Genomic DNA, 21,295 nt, shown 5'->3' on the forward strand with positions numbered 1-21,295 from the left:
CTCCAATGGCACGCACCGAGTGGTTCGAGACCGTCGCCGTCGCGCAGACGCTCGCGAAGAAGCGGCTCCCGAAGAGCGTCTACATGGCCCTGGTCGCGGGGTCCGAGAAGGGCACCACCCTCGACGACAACCTCGCGGCGTTCACCGAGCTCGGGTTCGCGCCGCACGTCGCCGCGACGAAGCCGAACCGCGACCTGTCGACGCGGGTCATGGGCCAGGACGTCGCCCTGCCGGTCCTCATCTCCCCGACCGGGGTGCAAGCCGTCCACCCGGACGGCGAGGTCGCCGTCGCCCGTGCGGCCGCCGCCCGCGGCGTCGCGATGGGTCTGTCGTCGTTCGCGTCCAAGCCCGTCGAGGAGGTCGTCGCCGCCAACCCGAAGACCTTCTTCCAGGTCTACTGGTGCGGCTCGAAGGACGACATGGTGGCCCGCCTCGACCGTGCCCGGGCGGCCGGTGTGCAGGGCGTCATCGTCACCCTCGACTGGTCGTTCTCGCACGCCCGGGACTGGGGCTCCCCGAAGATCCCCGACCGGATCGACCTGAGGACGATCGTCACCCGGATGCCCGAGGCCGTCGTCCGGCCGCGGTGGTTCCTCGAGTGGGCCAGGACGTTGAAGCCGCCGGGCCTCGAGGTCCCGAACATGGCGCTGCCCGGCGGGCCGACCCCGACGTTCTTCGGCGCCTACGGCGAGTGGATGGGCACGCCGCCGCCGACCTGGGACGACATCGCCTGGCTGCGCAAGCAGTGGGACGGCCCGTTCATGCTCAAGGGCATCATCCGGGCCGACGACGCCCGCCGTGCCGTCGACGCCGGGGTCTCGGCGATCTCGGTGTCCAACCACGGCGGCAACAACCTCGACGGCACGCCCGCCTCGATCCGCGCCCTGCCGACGGTCGCCGAGGCCGTCGGCGACCAGGTCGAGATCCTCCTCGACGGCGGGGTCCGCCGCGGCAGCGACGTCGTCAAGGCCCTCGCCCTGGGGGCCAAGGCCTGCATGATCGGCCGCGCCTACCTGTGGGGCCTCGGCGCGAACGGCCAGACCGGCGTCGAGAACGTCCTCGACATCTTCCGCAACGGCATCGACTCCGCGCTCATGGCGCTCGGCAAGGAGAAGGTCACCGACCTCGGGCCGGACGACGTCCTCGTGCCGGACGGGTTCGTCCGGCGGCTCGGCGTCTGACGGGTGGCCGGCTCGTCCGGGTCAGGGCCGCAGGCCGTGCCAGACGGACGTGCCGGCCGCCGGGGGCGGCCCTCCCGCAGCCGGTGCCGCGGCGTCGAAACCCGTTGCCAGCGCGGCGAACGCGGCGTCGATGAGCGGCTCGAGATCGGCACCGGGCTCGGTGAGCCACTGCTCGTAGGCCGCGACGCTCGTCGCGAGGGCGAGGTGCCCGACGAGCCGCGGGAGCAGGCTGCCCGCGGGGTGCCCCGAGCGCCGCGCCGCGAACTCCTCGACGACCTCGCGCCACGCGGCGTACCGCAGCGTCGAGTGCGCCTGCAGCGCGGGGACGGTGAGGATGAGCTGCATCCGGCGCCGGTGCTGCACCACGGCCTCGCCCTCGACGCGGTTGAACGCGACGACGGCCTGGCGCAGCGCCTGCATCATCGGCTCGCCGTCCCGTGCCGTGAGCTCGGCGCGGAACTGCGCGAGGTGGACGTCGAAGTCGCCCCAGACGAGGTCGTTCTTCGAGCGGTGGTAGCGGAAGAACGTGCGCTTGCTGATGCCCGCCGCCGCGGCCACGTCCTCGAGCGTCGTCTCGTCGAAACCGTGCTGCGTGAACAGGTCGAAGGCGATCTGCTCGAGCCGGCCGGCCGACGTGCTCGGCGGGCGCCCGGCGCGCGGGGAGACGACGTCGGCGGCCACGTGGCTCCCTCCTCGCACCTCTGCGGCGGGGCGACCCGCCGGGCGCCACGGCGGCACCCGGGCCACATCATCGCGCGCTGCGCCACAGTGGTGCCATGACCGCCACCGACCACGCCCGCCCGGTCGCCGTCGTCACGGGGGCCGCCCGCGGTATCGGTGCCGCGACGGCCGTCGGGCTCGCCCGGGCCGGCTGGGACCTCGTGCTCGGGGACGTCCCGGCACCGGACGCCGTCCCCGGGCTCACCTACCCGCTCGCCTCGGCGGAGGACCTCGCCGCCAGCGCTGCCGCCTGCCGCGCGGCCGGGGCGGACGTCGTCCACGCACCGTGCGACGTCCGGCGGCCGGACGACGTCGCGCACCTCGTCGGGCTCGCCGGGGACCGGCTCGTCGCGGCCGTCGCGGTCGCCGGGATCCTCGGGGCCGAGGGGCCGGCGTGGGACCTGACCCCGGAGGACCTCGACCGCGACCTCTCGGTGAACCTGCACGGTGTCGCCAACCTGGCCCGGGCCGCCTGCCCGGTGCTGCTGGCCGCCGCCCCGGCGCGCGGCCGGTTCGTCGCGGTCGTGTCGTCGGCCGGCACCCGGGGGCTACCGCGGCTGGCGTCCTACGTGGCCGCCAAGCACGCCGCGCTCGGGTACGTCCGGTCGCTCGCCGCGGACCTCGCCCCGTTCGGGGTCACCGCGAACGCCGTCATGCCCGGCAGCACCCGGACGGCGATGCTCACCCGCACCGCCGCCGCGTACGGCCTGGACGACGTCGAGCGGTTCGCCCCGAGCCAGCGGCTCGGCCGGCTGCTCGAGCCCGCGGAGCCGGCCGCGGCGGTCGTCTGGCTGTGCTCGGAGGCGGCGTCCGCGGTGACCGGGACGGCGCTCGAGGTCGACGGCGGGTTCGTCGGGTGACGGCGGGCGTCACGTGCGGCTGACCGACGCGCTGTCCCCGGACGTCGAGGCGGCCGCCCGCGGTGCGCTCGTCGTCCCGCTCGGGTCGCTCGAGCAGCACGGCCCGCACCTGCCGCTCGCGACGGACACCCTCGTCGCCTCGGCCGTCGCCGAACGGCTGGCCGCCGTCCGGCCCGGCGCGGCGCTGGCCCCCGCGGTGCCGTTCGGCGCGAGCGGCGAGCACGCCGGGTTCGCGGGCACGGTCTCGATCGGGACGCAAGCGCTGCGACTGCTCCTCGTCGAGCTGCTCCGGGACGTGACGTCGACCTGGCCCGCGGTGCTGCTCGTCAACGGTCACGGCGGCAACGCCGAGGCGGTCGCAGGGGCGGTCCGGCTGGGCCTCGGCGAGGGCCGCGCGGTCGCCGCGGTTCACCTCGGGCTGCCCGGCATGGACGCGCACGCCGGGCGCTCGGAGACCTCGCTCCTGCTCCACCTGGCCCCGCACCTCGTCGCCCTGGAGCGGGCCGAGCCGGGGCCCACCGCTCCCGTCGCCGACCTGCTGCCGCGGCTGCGCGCCGAGGGGGTGCGCGGGGTCAGCCCGAACGGCGTCCTCGGCGACCCGACGGGCGCGACCGCCGCCGAGGGCGAGCGCCTGCTCGCAGGGCTCGTCGAGCGCGCGGTCGAGGCCTACGACCGGCTCGTGGAGGGCGGCTGACCGCTGGTCCGCCGGCCGCGGGTCCGGTCCCACGGCAGGTTCGGCAGCCGGACCTCAGGCACGAGCACCCGGAGCCTGCCCTGCCGGCCGGCGCTCGCGAGCACGCCGCTGCCGTAGGCGGCGTCCTCGACGAGCCGCAGCGCGGCGTACCGGGCCGGGTCGACGTCCGGGCGGGTCCGGACCCACTCGAGGGCGACGGGGACGAGCATCGCGGCGGCCGCCGTCCGCGCTGTCCGACGCCCGGTGCCGCTGCGGGTGCTGCCGCGGCGCGACAGGGCGGCCGCCAGCACGAGCGTCCCGACCGGCCACCACTCCCGCCGCAGGGCGTGCCCGAGCGCTGCGCCGTCCGCGAGCAGCCCCTTGCCGACGACGTAGCCGGCAAGCACCGGGTCGACGTCCGCCGACCTGAGCCGGTGCGCGAGCGCGGCGGTCGCCGCGAGGGCGACGGCGGCGCCGCTGCGGGGCCGGCCCGCGAGCACGCAGGCCGCCGCGGCGAGGTTCCAGGCCGAGACCCGGGCGGGGGCGAGCCGGCCGGGGTGCCGGTCGTCGAGCGCCGCGGCCGACGTCCCGTACTCGAACCGGCGTCGGGCCCACTGCCCGGGCACGACCCGCATCTCGTGGTGCACCTCGACGGCCGGTTCGTACCGCACGTGCCACCCCGCAGCGAGGAGCCGCCAGACGAGGTCGACGTCCTCCCCGACCCGCATCTGCTCGTCGAAGCCGCTCCCGGACCCGCCCCGGCCGCGGCCGGCGTCCGCCAGCGCCGAGCGCCGGACGAGCAGCGTCGCCGACGGCAGGAACCCCAGCGGCGACCCGTGCCGGACGAGCTCGCGCCGGGCCCCCATGTCGAGCGCCGACCGGGCCAGCTCGTGCCGGGCGAGCAGGGTGCGGCTGCGCGAGCGGGGCAGCACCCGAGGGGCGACCGCGCCGACCCTCGGGTCGTCGAAGAGCGGGACGAGACCGTCGAGCCAGCCGCGCGGGACGGTGACGTCCGCGTCGACGAACGCGACGACGTCCCCGGTCGTCGCCGCGAGACCGGTGTTGCGCGCCGCGGCCGGTCCCCGGTTCTCGGGGTGCTGGACGAGCCGGGCGCCGTGCGCGCGGGCGACCGCGGCGACCTCGCCGGTCGGGGACGCGTCGTCGACGACGAGGACGTCGCCGCCGGGCGCGGAGGCGGTGAGCGAGGCGAGGCACGCGTCGAGCAGGTCGGGCCGGCCGTACGCCGGGACGACGACCTCGACCCGTGACGGCCGAGGGGTCATGACCGGGTGCAGCACCCCGCGCTCGACGAGCAGGTCGGCGGCGGACCGCTCGGCCGGGGTCAGCGGCACGGTGCCGTCCGGGCCGTCGACCCGGGCCCGGGCGACGAGCGCGAGCGCGGCGGGCGCGAGCCGGGCGACGCCCCACGGCGACCCGCCGAGGACGACCGCCCCGTGCACGCGGACGCGTGGGTCGAGCGTCACGCGGGTGCCGTCCGGCAGGCCGCCGGGGCGGCGCGGGGGCACGCGGGTCGACGTGTCGGTCATCCGCTGCCTCCCGCGTCCTGCCTGTGTCCGCCTGTCCCTGGTTCGTGGATCACGCCTGCGGCGTCAGCCTGCCATCCGCCGCCCGCCGGGGCACCTGCCCGGTCGGACGGCGTGTACCGGGCCGCCCGGCCGAGTCGTACAGCCGTGGGTGCAGCGGTTCGGGTGCTCCAGCACCCCCGTCGATGCACCCATCGCTGCACGGCCCGCCGCGGGCCGCGTGCATGCGTCGGTGCAGCGCTCGGTGCGTCGCGTCGCGCGACAGCTTCGGCGTTGCTCCGCGACACACCGGTGCCGCGCCCGCGTGTCCCCGAGCAACGCCGAAGCTGTGGCGCGGCCGGCCCTTGGCCGCTCCTGATGGCAGAGCAAGCGATGCGGTGGCTCGCTCTTGATGGCAGAGCAAAGCCTCACCCCGTGAGCACGTCCTCGAGCACGTGCGGCGTCGCGAGGATGTGCTCGACCGTGCCGACCTTCGCCCCGGCGCGGGCCGCGAACGCGCGCGCCTCCGCGTCGTCCTCGGCGGGCGCCAGGATGACGAGCTCGGGGATCGCGCGGGCGGCGGGCAGCGGGTCCTCGTCGTCCGTCGGGCGGCAGTCGGAGAGCAGGACGACGACCCGCCGGTGGGCGCGCGAGCCCTCGAGCTCGCGGGCGGCGGCCCGCAGCGCCGTTCCGAGACCGGTCACGCCGTGCCCCTGCAGCCGCAGCACCTGGTCGACGGTCCGTGCGGCGGGCTGCGTCGACGCGAGCGGCTTGAGGACGACCGGGTCGCGGGCGAAGGCGAGGACGGCGTGCTCCGCCGGCGCCCGCAGCGCGCACGCGGCGGCGGTCACCGCGGCGGCCGCGAGCCGTGGGCCGTTCATCGAGCCGGAGCGGTCGACGAGCAGGCAGAGTGCGAGGTCGGACCGGGCCCAGTCCCGGGCGGTCAGCTCGTCGAGCCCCGGCGGGCGGCCCTCGGCGCGGGCCGCGACGACGGCGTCGAGCGAGGCGTCGACGTCGAGGTCGCCGCCGAGCGAGGCCCGGGCCGGCTGCGGACGGCCGACGCCGCGCCGGCGCGGTCGGCCGGTCCGGGTGCGGTCGAGCACGAGCTTCGGCGCGAGCCGGTGCACCGCGGCCCGCAGGCCCTCGTCGGTCGCGGTCATCATCGCGGCGAGCAGCGCGAGGACGTCGTCCGGGTCGGCGGCGAGCGCGTCACGCAGGGCGTCCTCGTCGAGGACGCCGACCTCGGGCGAGAGCTCGGCGAAGTGCGGGTTGCGGGCGAGCTCCGAGCGGCTGCGGGTGCTTGCACGCGGCTGGGCGCGGCGGTTGGCGCCGGAGTTCGGGTCCTGCTGCGGGCGGCCCGCCCCGGGCGGCGGGCTCAGCGTTTTCCCGCGTCCCCGCCTCCCGACGGGTCGTCGTCCGGGCCCGTGGGCCGCGGGCCGAACGCCGCGACGTACAGCTCGGTGACGACGTCCTCGACCGCGCGGTTGCAGCCCTCGTCGAGCCGCACCCGCCCCGAGAGCGCCACGAGGGCGGCGTCCAGCCCGGACTGCCAGTCGTCGTCCGGCACCCCGCGCAGCGCCGCGAGCTCGCGGGTCAGCCCGACGAAGTCGAGCGCGCCGCGCACCGACGACCCCATCCGCAGGTCGCGGTGCTCCCGGGTCGCCCGGACCATGCCGACGGCGGCCCGTCGCCACGCGTCGGGCGTGCCCGGGCGCTGCTGCGCGACGATCTCGCACTCGGACTCGAGGTCCTGGTACCCCATCGTGATCCGGCACGTCCGGTCGTAGAGCGCCCCGGAGATCCGCGCCGTCCCGACCGCGTCGTACGGGTTCATCGCGGCGACGAGCCGGAACCCGTCGGACGCCTTGACGTGCCCGAGCCGCGGGACCGCGATCTCGCCCTCGCTCATGACCGTGAGCAGGACGTTGAGCGTCTCCTCCGGGACCCGGTTGAGCTCCTCGACGTAGAGCAGCCCGCCGGCCCGCAGCGCCTCGAGCAGCGGCCCGTCGACGAACACGTCCGGGGTGTAGCCGCGGGCGAGGACGAGCGCCGGGTCGAAGTGCCCGACGAGCCGCGCGGGGGTGAGCTCGGCGTTGCCCTCGACGAGGACGAACGGGCTGGCCCGCCGGGCGGCGACGTCACGCAGCAGCGTCGACTTGCCGGTGCCGGGCGGCCCCTCGAGGACGACGTGGGCGCCGCTGCGCAGCGCGGCCTCGAGGATCTGCCCCTCCCGGTCGCGGCCGACGACGGGACGTGCCACCGCGGGCCCGGAGGACCGAACCTCCGGGCCCGCGGTAGATCCGAGACCTGTCACGCGTGCTCGTGGACGACGATGCCGCGGACGTTCTTGCCCTCGAGCAGGTCGTCGTAGCCCTCGTTGACCTGGTCGATCGTGTAGGTACGGGTGATGATCTCGTCGAGCTTGAGGTCGCCGGACTGGTAGAGCCCGAGGATCTTCGGGATGTCCGTCGTCGGGTTGCAGTCGCCGAAGAGGCTGCCGCGCAGCTGCTTGCGGAACAGCGTCATGAGCGTGCCCGGCAGCTGGATCGTCGGCTCCATGATCTTGTTGAGCCCGGTGAGGACGACCTTGCCGCCCTTGCCGACGATGTGGAAGCCCTGCGAGACGATCTCGTCGGTCATGAGGCCCGGGGTGAGGATCGCGGCGTCCGCCATCTGGCCGCGGGTGAGGTCGGTGACCGCGGTCATCGCCTCCTCGGCCGTCGCGAACGCGTGCGTCGCACCGAGCTCCATCGCCTTCTCGCGCTTGTTCTCCAGCGGGTCGATCGCGATGACGTACTTGGCGCCGGCGTAGCGCGCGCCCTGGACGGCGTTGATCCCGATGCCGCCGATGCCGATGACGACGGCGGTCTGGCCGGCGCGCACCTCGGCGGTGTTGACCGCCGCGCCCCACCCGGTCGGGACACCGCAGCCGACGAGCACGGCCTTGTCGAGCGGCAGGTCGTCGTCCACCTTGACGGCCGAGTTCTGGTGGATGACGCCGTACTGGCTGAACGTGCCGAGCATGCACATGCCGCCGTAGTCGCCGCGCGGACCGGTCGCCGGGTAGCCGCCGCCGGGGAGGATCCCGTCGAGGATCGTCGCGCCCATGTCGCAGATCGACTGCTGGCCGCTCGCGCAGTACCGGCAGGTGCCGCAGTTGGGGATGAACGAGCAGACGACGTGGTCGCCCGCCTTGACGCGCGTGACGCCCGGCCCGACCTCCTCGATGATCCCGGCGCCCTCGTGGCCGAGGATCATCGGCATCCGGGCCTCGAGGTCGCCGTGGGCGACGTGGATGTCCGAGTGGCACAGGCCCGCGTACGTGTAGCGGATGAGCACCTCGCCCTCGGCGGGCTTGCGGAGCTCGAGCTCCTCGACCTCGATGCGCTTGCCGGGCTCGTAGACGACTGCGGCCTTGGTCTTCATGTGCGCTCCTGGGAGGTGTCACGGCACTGGGACGCAGATCACACTCGCAGGGCCGTCCGCGCCACGGGTGTGCAGTTCCTGAACACTCGCCAAGAGTCGAACGTCCCGCGAGGCGACTGTCGAACGTTGATCCTCTTGACGGACCCGCCGCGCTGTGACCCAATGCACTGGGCGGCGCCGCGTCGCAGGTCAGGCGCGCCCGTCGCGGGGGTCGACGGCGAGGAGGCCGACGGGCGGTGACGATCACCTGGAGCCAGGACACGGGGCCGGCCACCGGACACCGTCCGGAGATCGAGCTCTCGTGGCACCGCTGCCGGCTGGCCGGCGTCGACCCGGCGACGGCACCGCAGCGCCTCACGGCGCAGGAGGTGGACGACGGCAGCGCGTTCCTCGCGGCCGCCGCGCCCGTCCTCGACCGGCTCCACGAGGACCTCACCGACACCGGCCACGTCGTCATGCTCACCGACCGCAGCTGCGCGATCGTCCACCGCTGGACCGACAGCCGCGGCGCGGAGAGCGCGCTCGACCTGCTCGGCGCCGTCCCCGGGGCGGTCCTCGCCGAAGACGTCCTCGGCACGAACGCGCCCGGCACCGCGACCGAGACCGGCCGCGCGATCGTCGTCCACGGCCGCGAGCACTTCGCCGAGGACCTCAAGCGGTTCAGCTGCTACGGCCTGCCCGTCCGGCACCCCCTGACCCGGCGGATCGAGGGCGTCCTCGACGTGACGAGCGTCGCCGAGCGCGCCGACCCGCTCCTCGCGCCGCTGCTCCGGCGGGCCGTGAGCGACATCGAGGAGCGGCTCCTCGACGCCGGCCGGGCCTCGGAACGGAATCTGCTGCACGCCTACCAGACCGCGACGGCGCGGCGCGGCGCAGCGGTGGTCGCCCTCGACGACGAGGTCGTCGTCGCGAGCCGCGCGGCGCTCGACCTGCTCTCGCCCGAGGACTACGCGGCGCTGCGGGTCGTCGTCCGCGACCTCGTCTCGGCGCCCGGCGCCCGGGACGCCGTCGCGCACCTGCCGCTGACGTCGGGCCGGGAGGTCTCGGTGCACGCGCAGCGCGTCGCCGGCACCGACCACGGCGCCGTCGTCCTGCTCCGGCCGTCCGCGGACCGGGTCGGCGGCGGTCCTCCCGGCACCGCGCCGGCCGACCGGCGCCGCACCCACGACGGCACCGCCCCCGTGCTCGTCGCCGGCCCGACCGGCAGCGGCCGGACGACGACCGCGCGCGCCGCCGCCGGTCCGGCGGCACCGGCCCTGGACGCCGTCCGCGCCCTCGTCCTCGGACCGGTCCGTCGCGCGCAGGCCCTGCGCGACCTGCTCGCGACGACCGAGCCCGTCGTCGTCGTGGAGAACGTCGATGTCCTCCCGGCGGACCTCCTGCGACTGCTCGTCGAGCACGCGAGCTCCGGCGCCCGGCCCCGGCTCGTCCTCACGAGCGGGCCCATCGACGCGCTGCCCGCCGCCGCCCGGCCGCTCGCCGCGCTCTGCCTGGACCGCCACGAGCTGCGCCCGCTCGCCGACCGCGGCACCGAGATGGCGGAGATCGCCGCGCGCGCCCTGCAGGACGTCGCGCCCGGGTCGACCGCCCGGCTCACGCCGTCCGTCATCGAGGCCCTCGCGGGGCAGCCGTGGCCCGGCGGCCTCCACGAGCTCCAGGCCGTCATGCGGCACGTCGGCCGGCACCGCACCGTCGGGGACGTCGTCGTCGCGGACCTTCCGTCGTCCCACCGCAGCGCGACGAGCGGGCGCAGCCTGTCGGCCCTCGAACGGGCCGAGCGGGACGCGATCGTCCGCACCCTGCAGGCGCACGGCGGCAACAAGGTCCGCGCGGCGGCCGAGCTCGGGGTGAGCCGCACGACGCTCTACGCCCGCATGCGGTCGCTGCGGATCAGCGAGGTCTGAGTCGTAAGGTCTGCTCGTGAGGTCGGGCCGGTGATCGTGCGCCGCGGCGACGCGGACGACGCCGTCGCGCTGGGCCTGCTGCGGCTGCGGGCGGTGCAGCACGGCAGCACCGAGGTCACGCCGGACGGCGAGGCGTTCGTCGCGTGGTTCGCGGACTGGTTCCTCACGCACCAGGAGACGCACGTGCCGTTCGTCGCCGAGGAGGACGGTGCGCTCGTCGCGGTGGCCTGGCTCGCTCTCGCCGAACGGGTCCCGGGGCAGACCGGGCGGTCACGGCTCTTCGGCGACGTCCAGGCGGTCTACGTCGTCCCCGAGGCGCGCGGCCGGGGCGTGGCCTCGGCCGTGGTGCGGGCGCTGCTCTCAGATGCGGCGACTGCAGGGCTCGAGCACGTGACGGTCCACGCGAACGAGGCTGCGGCCGGGCTCTACCGGCGGGCCGGTTTCGAGGGCGACCCGATGTGGCTGCGGTGGGCGCCGGCCCCGTGACCGGCGCCCGGCTCAGCGGTGCACGAACTCGGTGACGAGCTCCGCCAGGCGCTCCGGGCGGTCCCAGCAGACGAGGGTCATGGATCCCTCGATCATGACGAACTCCGCGGTCGGCACCTCGGCGCAGAAGCGTTGCGCCAGAGCGGGGACGAAGACCCGGTCGTCCGCCCCCCACGCGACGAGGAAGGGCAGCGTCGTCGTCCGCAACGCCGCGGCGGCCTCGTTCGTGACCCGCGGGCCGAAGCCCTTGATCGCCTTGGCGGCGTCCCGGCGGACGGCCCGGTCCGCGAGCAGCGCGTCCGCCCAGCGACGGATCTTCACGCCGTCCACCTCGTGCGTGAGCCGGCCGAACACGAACGGGAGCCGCCAGAACATGCGGACCTTGAGCGCACGGGCGGTCAGCGCCATCCCGCCGGGCACGTACGGCAGCAGCTTGAAGTAGCTGAACATCCGGGGCGGGAAGGCGTCGTACATGTCGCAGTTGGTGAGCACGACCCGGGCCAGCCGTTCCGGGTGGTTCGCGGCGACGACCTGGCTGATCGCCCCGCCGCTGTCGTTGCCGACGAGGGTCACGTCGCGCAGGTCGAGGTCCTCGATCAGGTCGGCGACCGCCCGGGCCAGACCCGCGGCGGACAGGTCGGCGTCGCGGTCCGCGGGCAGCCGGTGCGCCCCCATCGGCAGCGTCGGCAGGATGCAGCGGAACCCCGGGAGCAGCGGCGGCATCCGGTCCCAGTGCGACGCCTCGGCGAGCACGAGGTGCAGGAACACGACGACCGGGCCCTCGCCGATGTCGCGGTACTCGACGGGGCCGAGGTGCGTGCGGGCCACCTTCGGCGCGGGCCACGCGTGGGCGGGACGGTCGGTCTCGGTCATGGTTGCCTCCCGGAAGGTGTAGTCCGTACTACATCACATTCTTGTAGTAGGCACTACACCAGCCGGACGCCGCCCGCGCGCGAGGCCGGGTCCGCTAGACGACGCGGCGCGGACCGGGCGCCGAGTCGCGGGTGCGGCGGATCAGGTCGTAGCCGCAGGCGTCGCAACGGCTCACGCCGTCGCCGAGGCCGGCGCTGCACTCGGGGCAGGACGTCACCGTCTGCCGGGTGCGGAACAGTCTCTTCAGGAAGGTGCCCATCGTCCCCATGCCTCCGGGTCCGCGACGCCCGCGACCTCTTGGTCGGGACAGGTCGCCGCGGTACCTCCAGGAGACACCCTGGACGGCGGGCCCGGACAGGTGCGTTCGTCCGTGGCCGCGTCCGGCGCTCAGCGCGCGAGGTACTCCAGCGCCTTGTCCCGGCTCGGGAACGCCAGGGCGCCCAGGCCACCGGCCATGAGCTGCAGGCCGCGCACCACGGAGCGGCCGATGCCGCTGACACCGACGAACGCAACCTTCGCGCCGGCCGGGTCCATGCGCTCGCGGTACGCGTGCTTCACGGCGTCGAGGAAGTCCGGGTGCGGGCGGTCGTTCGGGTCGACGAGGATGAGCACCCGCGCGCCCTGACCGACCCCCTCGACCTCGGACACCTGCTCCTCGAGCAGGGCCAGCATCTCGTCCTTGGACATCCCGCCGCGATAGTCCACGGACAGGAACCGCAGCCCGTTCTCCTCGAGCCACTCGCAACGCATTGAGACCTCCGGTGGATCGCTCCGTCGTCCGGATGATCGTCAGCCGCAGCGGCGTCCTTGAGCCGGGTAGCCCAGGAGACCGCGCAGCGGGCCGTGCAGCGCGGCGTTCGAGTACAGCCCGCCGCCCCGGTCGCCCGCCCGGCCCCCGGTGCGGTCGGCGAAACGGCCGCCGGCCTCCTCGACGAGAAGGATCCAGGGCGCGTGGTCCCAGACGTGGTACCCCTCGGCGAGCACGGCGTCGATCTCGCCGCGGACGAGCCCCACCAACGGGAGCGGACTCACCGGCGGTCGCCGCGTGCCCGCGGGGAGCCGTGCCCTCGCCGCGTCACCGACGGCGTCGACGACGGCGCCGGCGAGCGCCGCCGTCGTGCTGACCTCGAGCCGGCGCGGCGCGCCGTCCGCCCGCGGCCACGCCGCCTCGAAGGCGCCCCCGCCCCGGGTCGCCCACCAGCAGCGGCGCAGCGCGGGCGACGTGACGACGGCGACCTGGGTCGCGCCCCGGACCTGGAGCGCGACGTGGACCCGCCAGTTCGGGTCGCCCCGCACGAAGGCGCCGGTGCCGTCGATCGGGTCGAGGACCCACACCCGCTCCGACTCCCCGACGCGACCGAGCTCCTCGCCGAGGAACGCGTCGTCGGGCCGCGCCTGCGACAGCGACTCCCGGAGCAGCCGTTCGACGGCCCGGTCGGCCTCCGTGACCGGTGACCCGTCGGCCTTCGGCGTCGCCGCGACCCCGGCCTCGAAGTGGGCCGACGCCAGGCGCGCCGCGCGGTCCGAGACGTCGAACGCGAGCCGGAGGTCGTCGAGGAGGTCCGCCGCCGGCACCGGCTTCTCCAGCAGCACCGCGGCGAGCCACGGGCCGTCGAAGTCCCGCCGCCCGACCTCACGGAACCCGAGCCGGGCGTAGTAGGACCGCAGCGCCCCGTTGCTCTCGACGCAGTCCAGGCGCACCGTCGGCGCCCGCGCGTCCCTCGCCCGCTCCTGCACCCACGCGAGGAGGCGCTCGCCGACGCCGAGCCCGGCGAAGCGCCTGCCGACGACGAGGCCGTGGACGTAGGCGGCGAAGGCGTGGTCGGCCTGCCAGACCGGCTCGTCCGCCCACAGCAGGCGCAGCCCCCCGGCGACCTCGCCGTCATCGGTCTGCGCGACGTGCCACTGGCCGTCGACCACCTGGGCGTGGACGTCGTCCCGGGTCAGGTGACCGTGGCCCCACTGCTCGATCCCCTGCGCCGCCAGCCAGTTCTCGGCCTCCACGCGGAGGCGGTGCAGCACGCCGACGTCGTCGCGGGTCGCCGGGCGGACGGTGATCTCCACCGGACGACGGTAGCGGCGCCCGCTGCACGCGGTCGTGACATCGATCCGGACCCCGCTGCGATGCCAGAGCACCGAACGACTGAGGGAGCAGCCGTTCCGCCGTCCGGTCGGTCTGCGACGGTCAGGCCGGCGCCGCGACCTCTTCCGCCGCAGCCGCGGACGCCTCGTCGCCCAGGACCGCCGCCGGGTCCATCCACATGACCTGCCAGCCGTGGCCGTCGAGGTCGAAGAAGCTGCGCGAGTACATGAACCCGTGGTCCTCGGCGCCGTCCGCCTCGCGGCCGCCCGCCGCGAGCGCCGCGGCGCCGACCGCGTCGACGTCGTCGCGGGACGTGACGCTGAACGTGAACAGCGACAGCGTGTGCGTGGTGGGGTCGCCGACGGGCAGGTGCGCGAAATCGGCGAACTTCTCGCGGACGAGCAGCATGACGAAGGCGTGCTCGCCGACGAGCATGCAGGCGGAGGTCTCGTCCGAGAACGCCGGGTTGAAGCTGAACCCGAGCGCACCGAAGAACGCCCGGCTGCGCGCGACGTCCGCGACGGGGAGGTTGACGAACAGCATGCGGCCGGGGTGCGCGGGAGGGGTCATGGCGGTCTCCGGTTTCGGTGGCTCGGCGGGGTACGGGCTGTAGATCGGCGCGGACGGCGGAACTCATCGGGTCCGCGCGACCCGGGTCAGGAGAGCGGGTCGAACATGATCTCCCGGACCTCCTGCGCGCACCGGCAGGCTTCGGCGATCCGGGCGGCCCACTGCAGGGCGTCCTCCCGCGAGGGCACCTCGATGATCGAGAACCCTCCGACGACCGCCTTGGTCTCCGGGAACGGGCCGTCGCTGACCGTCCCGTCCGTCGCGACGATGCTCGCCCGCTGCGTCCGGAGCCCGCACCCGAAGATCCACACCCCGGCGTCCTTGGCCTGCTGCACCACGGCGTGCGAGGCATCACCGACGGCCGGGAAGTCCTCGTCGGGGATGTGGTCCATCGCGCCGTCGTCGAACGAGATCAGGTACCGCTGCATGCAAGCCTCCTGCGGGTCGTGAGTCCTCTGCCGTGTCACGTCGCAGCGGCAGGACCGCCTCCGTTGTGCGGACTGACCCGGGAGACTGCCGGACGTCTCTGAATTGAGCGGGTTCGCAGGTCCAGGTCGTCCGGGTCGTCGGAAGCGGGGTGGGGAAGCTGTCCGAATGCGCCGAGGCGGGCGGTGCCGTGGGCGGTGCCTCAGAGGACCGCGCAGCGCTGCAGCACCTCGGCCCCTCCGGTTCCAGGGGCCGGCGGGCCGTAAGCGATGTCGTGGACGTGAGGGCGGATGCAGATGAACGCCAGGTCGGCGCACGTCAGTACGGACGAGCCTGCGGGGCGTCGCTCGAAGTGGCGACGGTCTCGGCTGCGTCGTCCGCGGCGCGCCGGAGCCGACCCCGGGCGGGGGCCTAGTCCAGGCCCTTGTTGTCCCGCTCGGTGGGACGGCGGATGCCGCGGAACCGATCGAGCAGAGACATGTCGTACGTGCCGAACGGAATGCACGCCAAGGCCACGGCGAGGAGGATCACGCCGCAGACGTACAGAACGACCACCGTGCCACCTCTCGCCGCAGCCAGCACCGACCGCAGCGGCCGGCACACGGACCAGACGTCCATCCTGGCGGGCGACGTTGCCAGGCGCCAGAACTTGCTCCGACCCGGGCGGAGTGGGTCCGTGCGGTCGGACCACCACGGCCTGGCACCTCCGGCCAGGGCCCCAGAGCGAACGGGCCCGAACCCTCATGAGGTCCTGACCTCTTCGATGTCGTGGGACATCACAGAACGGTGGCAGTGAGAACCGTCGCCCTTCATTCGAGACGCAACCGCAGCTCGCCCATGGCGACTTGTCCCCAGCTGTCGCGTTTGGGTTGAGGGCGCTGCAGCACCTCGACATACTTCTCCCCGATCGCGGCGTCGCGATCGGCTGCGGGCGGGCGGCTGTCGAACGAACTCGGGGAAGGACCTCGATCCATGGCAGTGCACCTCCGTTCCGGGCAGCAGCGCGGCCGTCGCCGCATCGTGATGGCGGCGACCCTCGCTTTGGCCGCCGCCTCGACGGCCACCGTCGCGCACGCCGACACTCCGGCACAGGCACCGGCGGGCGCGAAGTACAGCAAGATCCTTGCCCAGAAGAACCACACCCTCTACCACCGCAGCGCCGACGCCACCTCGAGCCGTTTCACGACCACCACGGGCTCCTGGTCCTTGATCGCGGTGCACCCCGACGCGGACAACGACTTCGACATCTCGGTGTCCGGCAACGGCGTGACGCAGGCCAGCCGGCTGGGTCGCAACGCCACCGACGTGGTGCTGGTCGACGGCGCCCACGCAGACCCGGCGAACTACACCACCACGGTGACGCGGTACGGGTCTGGCTCCGGCGGGTACGACGTCGCGTTCGACGAGAAGATCCCCAACCAGGACGGCACCCCGGACTTCCCGGTGCACGACTACGGGGACGAGACCGTCAGCGGTGGCGGTGACGTCTGGCCCACCGACATGTCGGTCGCGCAAGGCCCCGACGGCAAGGTGGCCGCGATCTTCCAGGTCACCCTCGAGGCGGGCCAGGACTACCTGCTCACGGCTCGGCAGAACCGCGGAAACCTCGCTCTCTTCCAGAGCGTCGCCGGTGACCCGTTGCAGGGCTGGAGCGACGCCGTGGTGAAGATCCCCACCGGCAAGAATTGCGCCTGGTTCCGCCCCAGCACCTCGGACGTCTACGGCATGGTGGTCCGCTACGACGACGGCAACGGCGGCTATCTGTCGTACTGGCAGTACGTCGACGTCGTCGCCGCGACGCCCGCCCAGGCGCTCGCCAAGTCGCTGAAGGAAGGCTGCGGCCCCGTCGTCACGGGCCGCTGACGCCGGCGGGGACGGCGGGACGCGACCGACGACCGCCTCACCGCCTCACCGCCTACGGACGGCGCGGGCCCTGCCGGCAACGCTCGGCGCGGTCTGCGTCGTCCGGGCAGGCGACCTCCTCCAGCGTGAGCCCGCGGGGCCACGCCGAGCTCGTTCTCGGGCACGGCGGCGTCGTCGGGCACGGCCGGGGTCGAGCTGCTCAGGTCCCCTGCCAGCCCGGCCGGACCGCCCGCGGCCACCGCCCGGACCAGCGCCCAGAACAAGGGACGCCTGAACCCACAGTCCGCAGGTTCAGGCGTCCGCGATGTCCTGAGACATCACACGAGCGGTGGCGGTGGGACCCGTCGCGGGCTCGTTCCTCGCCCGCTCCTCCCAAATCCCGCAGCGTCCTTGTTCGTTGCACGCGAAGGGACCCCCGGGGAAGTGCGTCCCAGGGGTCCCTTCGCGTGCAACGAGCGGTGGCGGTGGGATTTGAACCCACGGAGGGCTTGCACCCTCACACGCTTTCGAGAACTGCCCCTCCGCGTCCATACGCGTCCGCCGAGCACGATCCCGCAGACCGCGAGGTCCTGGCGGATACCCGACGAACGTCGGCAGCCGTAGGCGAATGAGACCAGAACTGAGACCACAGTGCGGACCCTGGGAGCGCGTGGTCATCAGGCGAAATCACTGGTCCAGTGTTCGCCGTTCGGTATTGACCGAACAGCGAACACCTGCAATGCTCGCCTGGTGGACTCCGAAAGCTCCGTGATCGACGCCTTCAGCCAACTGGGGCTGCGGCTGGCGGTCCCGCCGCTCTCAGACGCGGGTGTCGACGTGATCCTTGACCCCGCCGGCATCCATATGCCGGTGCGGCTCCAACGGCGGGCACTGGTGGATGGTGACGAGGCCCGCCGGCTCTTGAGAGGAAGCCGACCACCCGGCACCCTCCTCTTGGTCGTGGGCGACCGCGTCACCGCTGAGGCAAGAGCCCACCTGCTCGAGGGACGCGCGGGGTACCTGGATCTGCGGGGCCGGCTCGCCGCGCGCACCGATCGGCTGGTACTGGACGTAGAGGTCTCGCCGCGAAAGGGTCGATCGGCGCGGACCAAGGCCTTCTCCGGTCCGGCCGGTCTTGAGATCGCCGTGGCGTTGCTGCTGGAGCCACAAAGCCCAGTTGCCGTAAGAGCACTTGCGCGGAGGCTCGGACGTGCCCCCAGCACGGTTTCCGACGTGCTGGGGCAACTCCGCACAGAGGGGCTCGTTGACATGAGGAGCTCCGTGGTCGGCCCGGATCTGTTCTGGGCCTTGGCGGACGGCTGGCCGTCGCGCCGCACGCCGTTGCTCCAGGTCCCGGATCCGTCCGATGAACCGCTCGCAGCTGCGCTCCGCCTCGGCCTGCACGACGTGACCCACTCGACGGGTTGGGCGATGACCGGAACAACAGCAGCACTGGCCCACGGGGCGCCGATCGCGACAACCGCCTCGCAGATCCTCGACTTCTACGTTCCCGACGAGGCGACCTTTACTCGCGCCCGCACGCTGCTGGGCGTTGCGCCGTCCTCGACGACAGCCGGCGCGACCATCCGCGTCGCCCCAGTACCGGCCGCGGCGAACCGCCGCCTCCCCGGTCCGGCCAAGGGACGCATGCCCGGGTCTGGGTGGCCACTGGCCCACCCCCTGTTCGTCGCCCTTGATCTCGCCCAGGACGAGGGACGCGGGCGGCAGATCCTCAACGAGTGGACGCCGGACGGGGGCGTTCGTGTCTGGTGACCGCGCCACCTTCCTCGGCGACCAGTTGGCCGCCGTCGTCCAGGCCATCGCCCAGGTCGCAGACAGCCTCGGGCAGCCGCCCGTGGTGGTCGGAGGCCTTGCCGTTCTGGCCCGCCTGAGCACGCCACACCGCGCCACAGTCGACCTCGACGTCGTCGACAGGATGCTCGGACCGATCCCACACCTCGAAGTGCTTCGCGCAGTCGAGGGCGCGACCGCCGAGGAGCCGGCGGCAGTCCTGCTCCCGACCCCGCTCGGCATGGTCAAGGTCGACGTTCTCCAGGTGCGCCAGGTCGAGCTCGACCACCCCAGCGACGATCCCGGCGACCGGCTCCACGCCAGCGCCCACGCCTGGGCCTACGACACAGCGACACCGATGACCCTCGAGGTGATCGGGACCGCAACGGCCGATGTGGCCGTCACGACTCCCGTCGCCGAACCCGGTCCCTTGATCGCCATGAAGCTCCAAGCCGTGATGAACCGGGCCGCAGACAAGCAGGGCACCGACCTTCTCGACATCGTTCGCATCACCCTGGATCCGAAGACCCGAACAGTGGCGCTGTCCCAAATTGCGGCTGTCGACGAAGCAATCGCCCGCGACATGGCAGTCCACGTGGACTTCTGGCTACGGCGCCATCAGGCGCGGTCGCTGCAATGGATCACCAAGGCAGGCGCCGAGGTCACCACCGACGACCTCGACCTTGTGGCCGAACTCCTCGAGCACACGCTCACCCGACACTGACCCGGGCCCGAGACTGCACCTGGCAGTCCACACACAGCTGGTGCGTGCCCACTTGATCCCTGGTGATGCCGCTCGGTGAAACTCGCCAGGGTTGCTCATCGAAATTCACCACCCAGAGTCGGCACGCGTCCCACAGCTGCTCGTTGACGTGCTCCTCGGCGGCTAGACCCTCCCCGGCGCGTCTGGTGCCGTGTCGTTCACGACTGCCGCCGTCGGCGAAGCAGGGCCGCCGCGGCGGCGGTCCCCGCCAGGAAGAGGACGGCCAGACCCGCCCACTCGAGCGCGGGCGTCGCTGAGGCGCCGAGGGCCAGCAGGAGCACGCCGGACAGCACGAGGTACCCGAGGCGGTCTCTGCCGGGCGAGGGCCTGTGCGCGTACAGGCCGATCGCGACCACGGACATCGCCAAGGGGATGAGCGTCCAGGCCGGGGGCTCCACGCTCTCCTCCGGTTGTGTCGTGCCTCTGGTGAGAGGTACTGGTGTGTGCGGGTAATCGGGTGCTATTCGAGTCCCCTGTTGTCATGCTCGGTGGGGCGCCGGATGCCGCGGAACCGGTCGAGCAGGGACAGGTCGTACTTCCCGAACGGGATGCACGCCAGCGACACGGCGAGCACGATCGCGCCACAGACCAACGTAACGATCATCGAGGACCGCCTCTCGCCGTGGGTGGCCACCTACCGCGGCGGCCGGTGCACAGATCAGACGTCCATCATGGCCGACGACGTTCCCACCGTCCCGGACTCACGGACGGCCGCCCGTCCCTCACCGCCGCGAAGGACCGCTCGTCCAGTGACGCGCCCCGGTCCGAACCTCGGTCACTGCCGGCGATCACTCCCGCAGTGACCCCAGCGGACGGCCACGCAGCCGCATGACCGCCACGAGGACGAGGGTCCAGAGGAACCACACCACTGCCACGCCGCCGCCGACAGCGATGCCCCACTGGACACCGTCCCTGTCCGCGCCGACGAGTCGGCCGACGCCAGCGCCGAGGACCCCACCGACCACCATCAGCCCGGTGATGGCCAGCATGTGCAGCCACGGGACCCGACCGGTCGCCTCGCCGCGCTTGTACGCGCGCACAGGCCCGGTCACGAACACCCACCGCACAGCCCTCAGCATGACCATCATTGTGAACAGGCGGCCGGTCAGGCGCACCAGGTCAGGACGACACCGGACGCAGCACCTTCGTACCGCCCCATCAGCTCGTCGACCGTCACACCTCACTCCCTCCGGTTGATCGTGGAGGACCAGGTCCTCTGTGATGCCGAAGCGAGACCAGCCCTCCGACCGCGAACAGCGCTGCGAAGACGCCCAGCAGGTACGGCGCGACCCGATCGGGACCGTTGCCGCCGGCGGCGACGACCCATTCGGGCTGGGCCGGGTCGTAGACCACGTCGATGCTGTCACCAACCTGTGGACGCCGGTCGAACCCGAGGTCCTGCACACGTGGCGCCACCGCGACCTGACCGCTCGGCAGCGAGAACCGCAAGGCGAGCCAATGTGTGCGTTCCAGCGGGTCGGCGGCATCCACCACCCTGGCCCTGACGTGCACACGCCATGGTCCATGAGCGCCCGGTTGTCCTCGTACTGACCGAACGCCGTGAGGCCGAAGGCCGGCAACGACGACGTACACGACCGTCGCGGCGCGACGATCAAGACGCCGCCAGCGGTCCCGGACCCGACCGATACCCCGCACTCAGTTGACGCTACCCGCACGACGACCCGCGTCCGGGCTCCGAACCTCGTCCAGTCGACTGCGCACGTCCACGAACGCCAACGGACGCCACCACGCACCGATCGAAAAGCGTGCACCTGCCCACCGGACCGCACCAATCGGACGCGCACGGACCCCGGCGGACGACTTTGGACGACGACCGATAGCCGTCCGGTCGCGACAGGTGCGACCGAAACTGAGACCAGAACACGAGAACGCGGCCATACCCACAGGGGGTATGACCGCGTTTCCGCAGATCAGAGCGGTGGCGGTGGGACCCGTCGGGCTCCTTCGTCGCCCCTCCTCCCAAATCCCCCAGTGCCTCATTCGAGATGTTGAAGGGCCCCCGGCGAAGTGCATGCCGGGGGCCCTTCAACATCTCGAGCGGTGGCGGTGGGATTTGAACCCACGGAGGGCTTGCACCCTCACACGCTTTCGAGGCGTGCTCCTTAGGCCGCTCGGACACGCCACCGCCGACGAGGGTACAGGTCCACCCCCCG

General features: G+C 73.6%; 23 protein-coding genes and 1 tRNA gene. 9 read left to right on the plus strand and 15 right to left on the minus strand.

Annotation, left to right across the window (positions count from 1 at the left end; all coding sequences use genetic code 11):
* Positions 1-5 precede the first annotated feature (5 nt).
* Positions 6-1,181, plus strand: coding sequence for a pre-mycofactocin synthase MftD (gene mftD, locus ECOMGDLI_RS24795; RefSeq protein WP_088319527.1), 1,176 nt, complete (start codon positions 6-8; stop codon positions 1,179-1,181).
* A gap of 21 nt (positions 1,182-1,202) precedes the next feature.
* Here the strand turns inward: mftD and mftR are convergent, their stop codons facing one another.
* Positions 1,203-1,862 (minus strand): mycofactocin system transcriptional regulator, encoded by a 660-nt coding sequence (mftR, locus tag ECOMGDLI_RS24800; RefSeq protein ID WP_088319528.1) that lies wholly within the window; start codon positions 1,860-1,862, stop codon positions 1,203-1,205.
* A gap of 95 nt (positions 1,863-1,957) precedes the next feature.
* On the opposite strand from mftR, the gene ECOMGDLI_RS24805 reads away from it, so the two are divergent.
* The gene (locus ECOMGDLI_RS24805; protein ID WP_088319529.1) at positions 1,958-2,761 is read left to right on the plus strand and encodes an SDR family oxidoreductase; all 804 of its coding nucleotides are present in this window, start codon (positions 1,958-1,960) and stop codon (positions 2,759-2,761) included.
* A gap of 13 nt (positions 2,762-2,774) precedes the next feature.
* Positions 2,775-3,455: a mycofactocin biosynthesis peptidyl-dipeptidase MftE gene (mftE, locus tag ECOMGDLI_RS24810; protein ID WP_088319530.1), complete on the plus strand. Its 681-nt coding sequence runs from the start codon at positions 2,775-2,777 to the stop codon at positions 3,453-3,455.
* On the opposite strand, the gene mftF is transcribed toward mftE, so the two are convergent.
* From mftF to ECOMGDLI_RS24830, 4 genes are all read right to left on the minus strand, one after another.
* Positions 3,428-4,981, minus strand: coding sequence for a mycofactocin biosynthesis glycosyltransferase MftF (mftF, locus tag ECOMGDLI_RS24815; RefSeq protein ID WP_088319531.1), 1,554 nt, complete (start codon positions 4,979-4,981; stop codon positions 3,428-3,430). The genes mftE and mftF overlap by 28 nt on opposite strands.
* A gap of 404 nt (positions 4,982-5,385) precedes the next feature.
* Complete coding sequence (locus ECOMGDLI_RS24820) at positions 5,386-6,120, minus strand: vWA domain-containing protein (protein WP_088319532.1); 735 nt, start codon at positions 6,118-6,120, stop codon at positions 5,386-5,388.
* A gap of 212 nt (positions 6,121-6,332) precedes the next feature.
* The gene (locus ECOMGDLI_RS24825) at positions 6,333-7,217 is read right to left on the minus strand and encodes a MoxR family ATPase (RefSeq protein WP_233153621.1); all 885 of its coding nucleotides are present in this window, start codon (positions 7,215-7,217) and stop codon (positions 6,333-6,335) included.
* Positions 7,218-7,267: 50 nt separating this feature from the next.
* The gene (locus ECOMGDLI_RS24830; protein ID WP_088319534.1) at positions 7,268-8,383 is read right to left on the minus strand and encodes an NDMA-dependent alcohol dehydrogenase; all 1,116 of its coding nucleotides are present in this window, start codon (positions 8,381-8,383) and stop codon (positions 7,268-7,270) included.
* A gap of 236 nt (positions 8,384-8,619) precedes the next feature.
* On the opposite strand from ECOMGDLI_RS24830, the gene ECOMGDLI_RS24835 reads away from it, so the two are divergent.
* On the plus strand, positions 8,620-10,287 hold the full coding sequence (locus ECOMGDLI_RS24835) for a sigma-54-dependent Fis family transcriptional regulator (RefSeq protein ID WP_088319535.1): 1,668 nt from the start codon (positions 8,620-8,622) through the stop codon (positions 10,285-10,287).
* Positions 10,288-10,317: 30 nt separating this feature from the next.
* Positions 10,318-10,773, plus strand: a complete 456-nt coding sequence (locus tag ECOMGDLI_RS24840) for a GNAT family N-acetyltransferase (protein WP_088319536.1) — start codon at positions 10,318-10,320, stop codon at positions 10,771-10,773.
* A 12-nt stretch (positions 10,774-10,785) separates the two neighbouring features.
* Here ECOMGDLI_RS24840 and ECOMGDLI_RS24845 read toward each other — a convergent pair whose 3' ends face one another.
* The 7 genes from ECOMGDLI_RS24845 to ECOMGDLI_RS34880 all read right to left on the minus strand — a co-directional run bounded on the left by ECOMGDLI_RS24845 (position 10,786) and on the right by ECOMGDLI_RS34880 (position 15,280).
* A complete protein-coding gene (locus ECOMGDLI_RS24845) occupies positions 10,786-11,646 on the minus strand; it encodes an alpha/beta fold hydrolase (protein ID WP_088319537.1) in 861 nt (286 codons plus the stop codon).
* 94 nt (positions 11,647-11,740) lie between these two features.
* Entirely contained in the window at positions 11,741-11,905 is a 165-nt protein-coding gene (locus tag ECOMGDLI_RS34870) for a hypothetical protein (RefSeq protein WP_158221142.1), read from the minus strand.
* Between the two features lie 128 nt (positions 11,906-12,033).
* Positions 12,034-12,396 (minus strand): hypothetical protein, encoded by a 363-nt coding sequence (locus tag ECOMGDLI_RS24850; RefSeq protein WP_088319538.1) that lies wholly within the window; start codon positions 12,394-12,396, stop codon positions 12,034-12,036.
* 39 nt (positions 12,397-12,435) lie between these two features.
* Positions 12,436-13,710 (minus strand): inositol monophosphatase family protein, encoded by a 1,275-nt coding sequence (locus ECOMGDLI_RS34875; protein ID WP_158221143.1) that lies wholly within the window; start codon positions 13,708-13,710, stop codon positions 12,436-12,438.
* 121 nt (positions 13,711-13,831) lie between these two features.
* Positions 13,832-14,299 (minus strand): VOC family protein, encoded by a 468-nt coding sequence (locus tag ECOMGDLI_RS24865; protein WP_198955157.1) that lies wholly within the window; start codon positions 14,297-14,299, stop codon positions 13,832-13,834.
* An 86-nt stretch (positions 14,300-14,385) separates the two neighbouring features.
* Positions 14,386-14,727 (minus strand): YciI family protein, encoded by a 342-nt coding sequence (locus ECOMGDLI_RS24870; RefSeq protein ID WP_088319541.1) that lies wholly within the window; start codon positions 14,725-14,727, stop codon positions 14,386-14,388.
* 409 nt (positions 14,728-15,136) lie between these two features.
* Positions 15,137-15,280 carry a hypothetical protein gene (locus tag ECOMGDLI_RS34880; protein WP_158221144.1) on the minus strand — a complete coding sequence of 48 codons (144 nt, stop codon included), beginning with the start codon at positions 15,278-15,280 and terminating at the stop codon, positions 15,137-15,139.
* A gap of 417 nt (positions 15,281-15,697) precedes the next feature.
* Between ECOMGDLI_RS34880 and ECOMGDLI_RS24880 the strand changes: the two genes are divergently transcribed.
* From ECOMGDLI_RS24880 to ECOMGDLI_RS24890, 3 genes are all read left to right on the plus strand, one after another.
* Positions 15,698-16,588, plus strand: coding sequence for a hypothetical protein (locus ECOMGDLI_RS24880; protein ID WP_143447913.1), 891 nt, complete (start codon positions 15,698-15,700; stop codon positions 16,586-16,588).
* Between the two features lie 747 nt (positions 16,589-17,335).
* Positions 17,336-18,340 (plus strand): hypothetical protein, encoded by a 1,005-nt coding sequence (locus tag ECOMGDLI_RS24885; protein WP_198955158.1) that lies wholly within the window; start codon positions 17,336-17,338, stop codon positions 18,338-18,340.
* Entirely contained in the window at positions 18,330-19,082 is a 753-nt protein-coding gene (locus ECOMGDLI_RS24890; protein ID WP_198955159.1) for a hypothetical protein, read from the plus strand. Before ECOMGDLI_RS24885 ends, ECOMGDLI_RS24890 begins: the two co-directional genes overlap by 11 nt.
* Before the next feature lie 197 nt (positions 19,083-19,279).
* On the opposite strand, the gene ECOMGDLI_RS24895 is transcribed toward ECOMGDLI_RS24890, so the two are convergent.
* Entirely contained in the window at positions 19,280-19,519 is a 240-nt protein-coding gene (locus tag ECOMGDLI_RS24895) for a hypothetical protein (protein ID WP_088319545.1), read from the minus strand.
* A 390-nt stretch (positions 19,520-19,909) separates the two neighbouring features.
* Positions 19,910-20,236, minus strand: coding sequence for a hypothetical protein (locus tag ECOMGDLI_RS24900; protein ID WP_088319546.1), 327 nt, complete (start codon positions 20,234-20,236; stop codon positions 19,910-19,912).
* A 106-nt stretch (positions 20,237-20,342) separates the two neighbouring features.
* Here ECOMGDLI_RS24900 and ECOMGDLI_RS34885 point away from each other — a divergent pair, with 106 nt between their 5' ends.
* Positions 20,343-20,672: a hypothetical protein gene (locus tag ECOMGDLI_RS34885; protein WP_088319547.1), complete on the plus strand. Its 330-nt coding sequence runs from the start codon at positions 20,343-20,345 to the stop codon at positions 20,670-20,672.
* Between the two features lie 508 nt (positions 20,673-21,180).
* On the opposite strand, the gene ECOMGDLI_RS24910 is transcribed toward ECOMGDLI_RS34885, so the two are convergent.
* A tRNA-Ser gene (locus ECOMGDLI_RS24910) sits at positions 21,181-21,267 on the minus strand.
* Positions 21,268-21,295 lie beyond the last annotated feature (28 nt).

This window comes from Kineosporia sp. R_H_3 (assembly GCF_002198675.1).
Lineage (GTDB): Bacteria > Actinomycetota > Actinomycetes > Actinomycetales > Kineosporiaceae > R-H-3.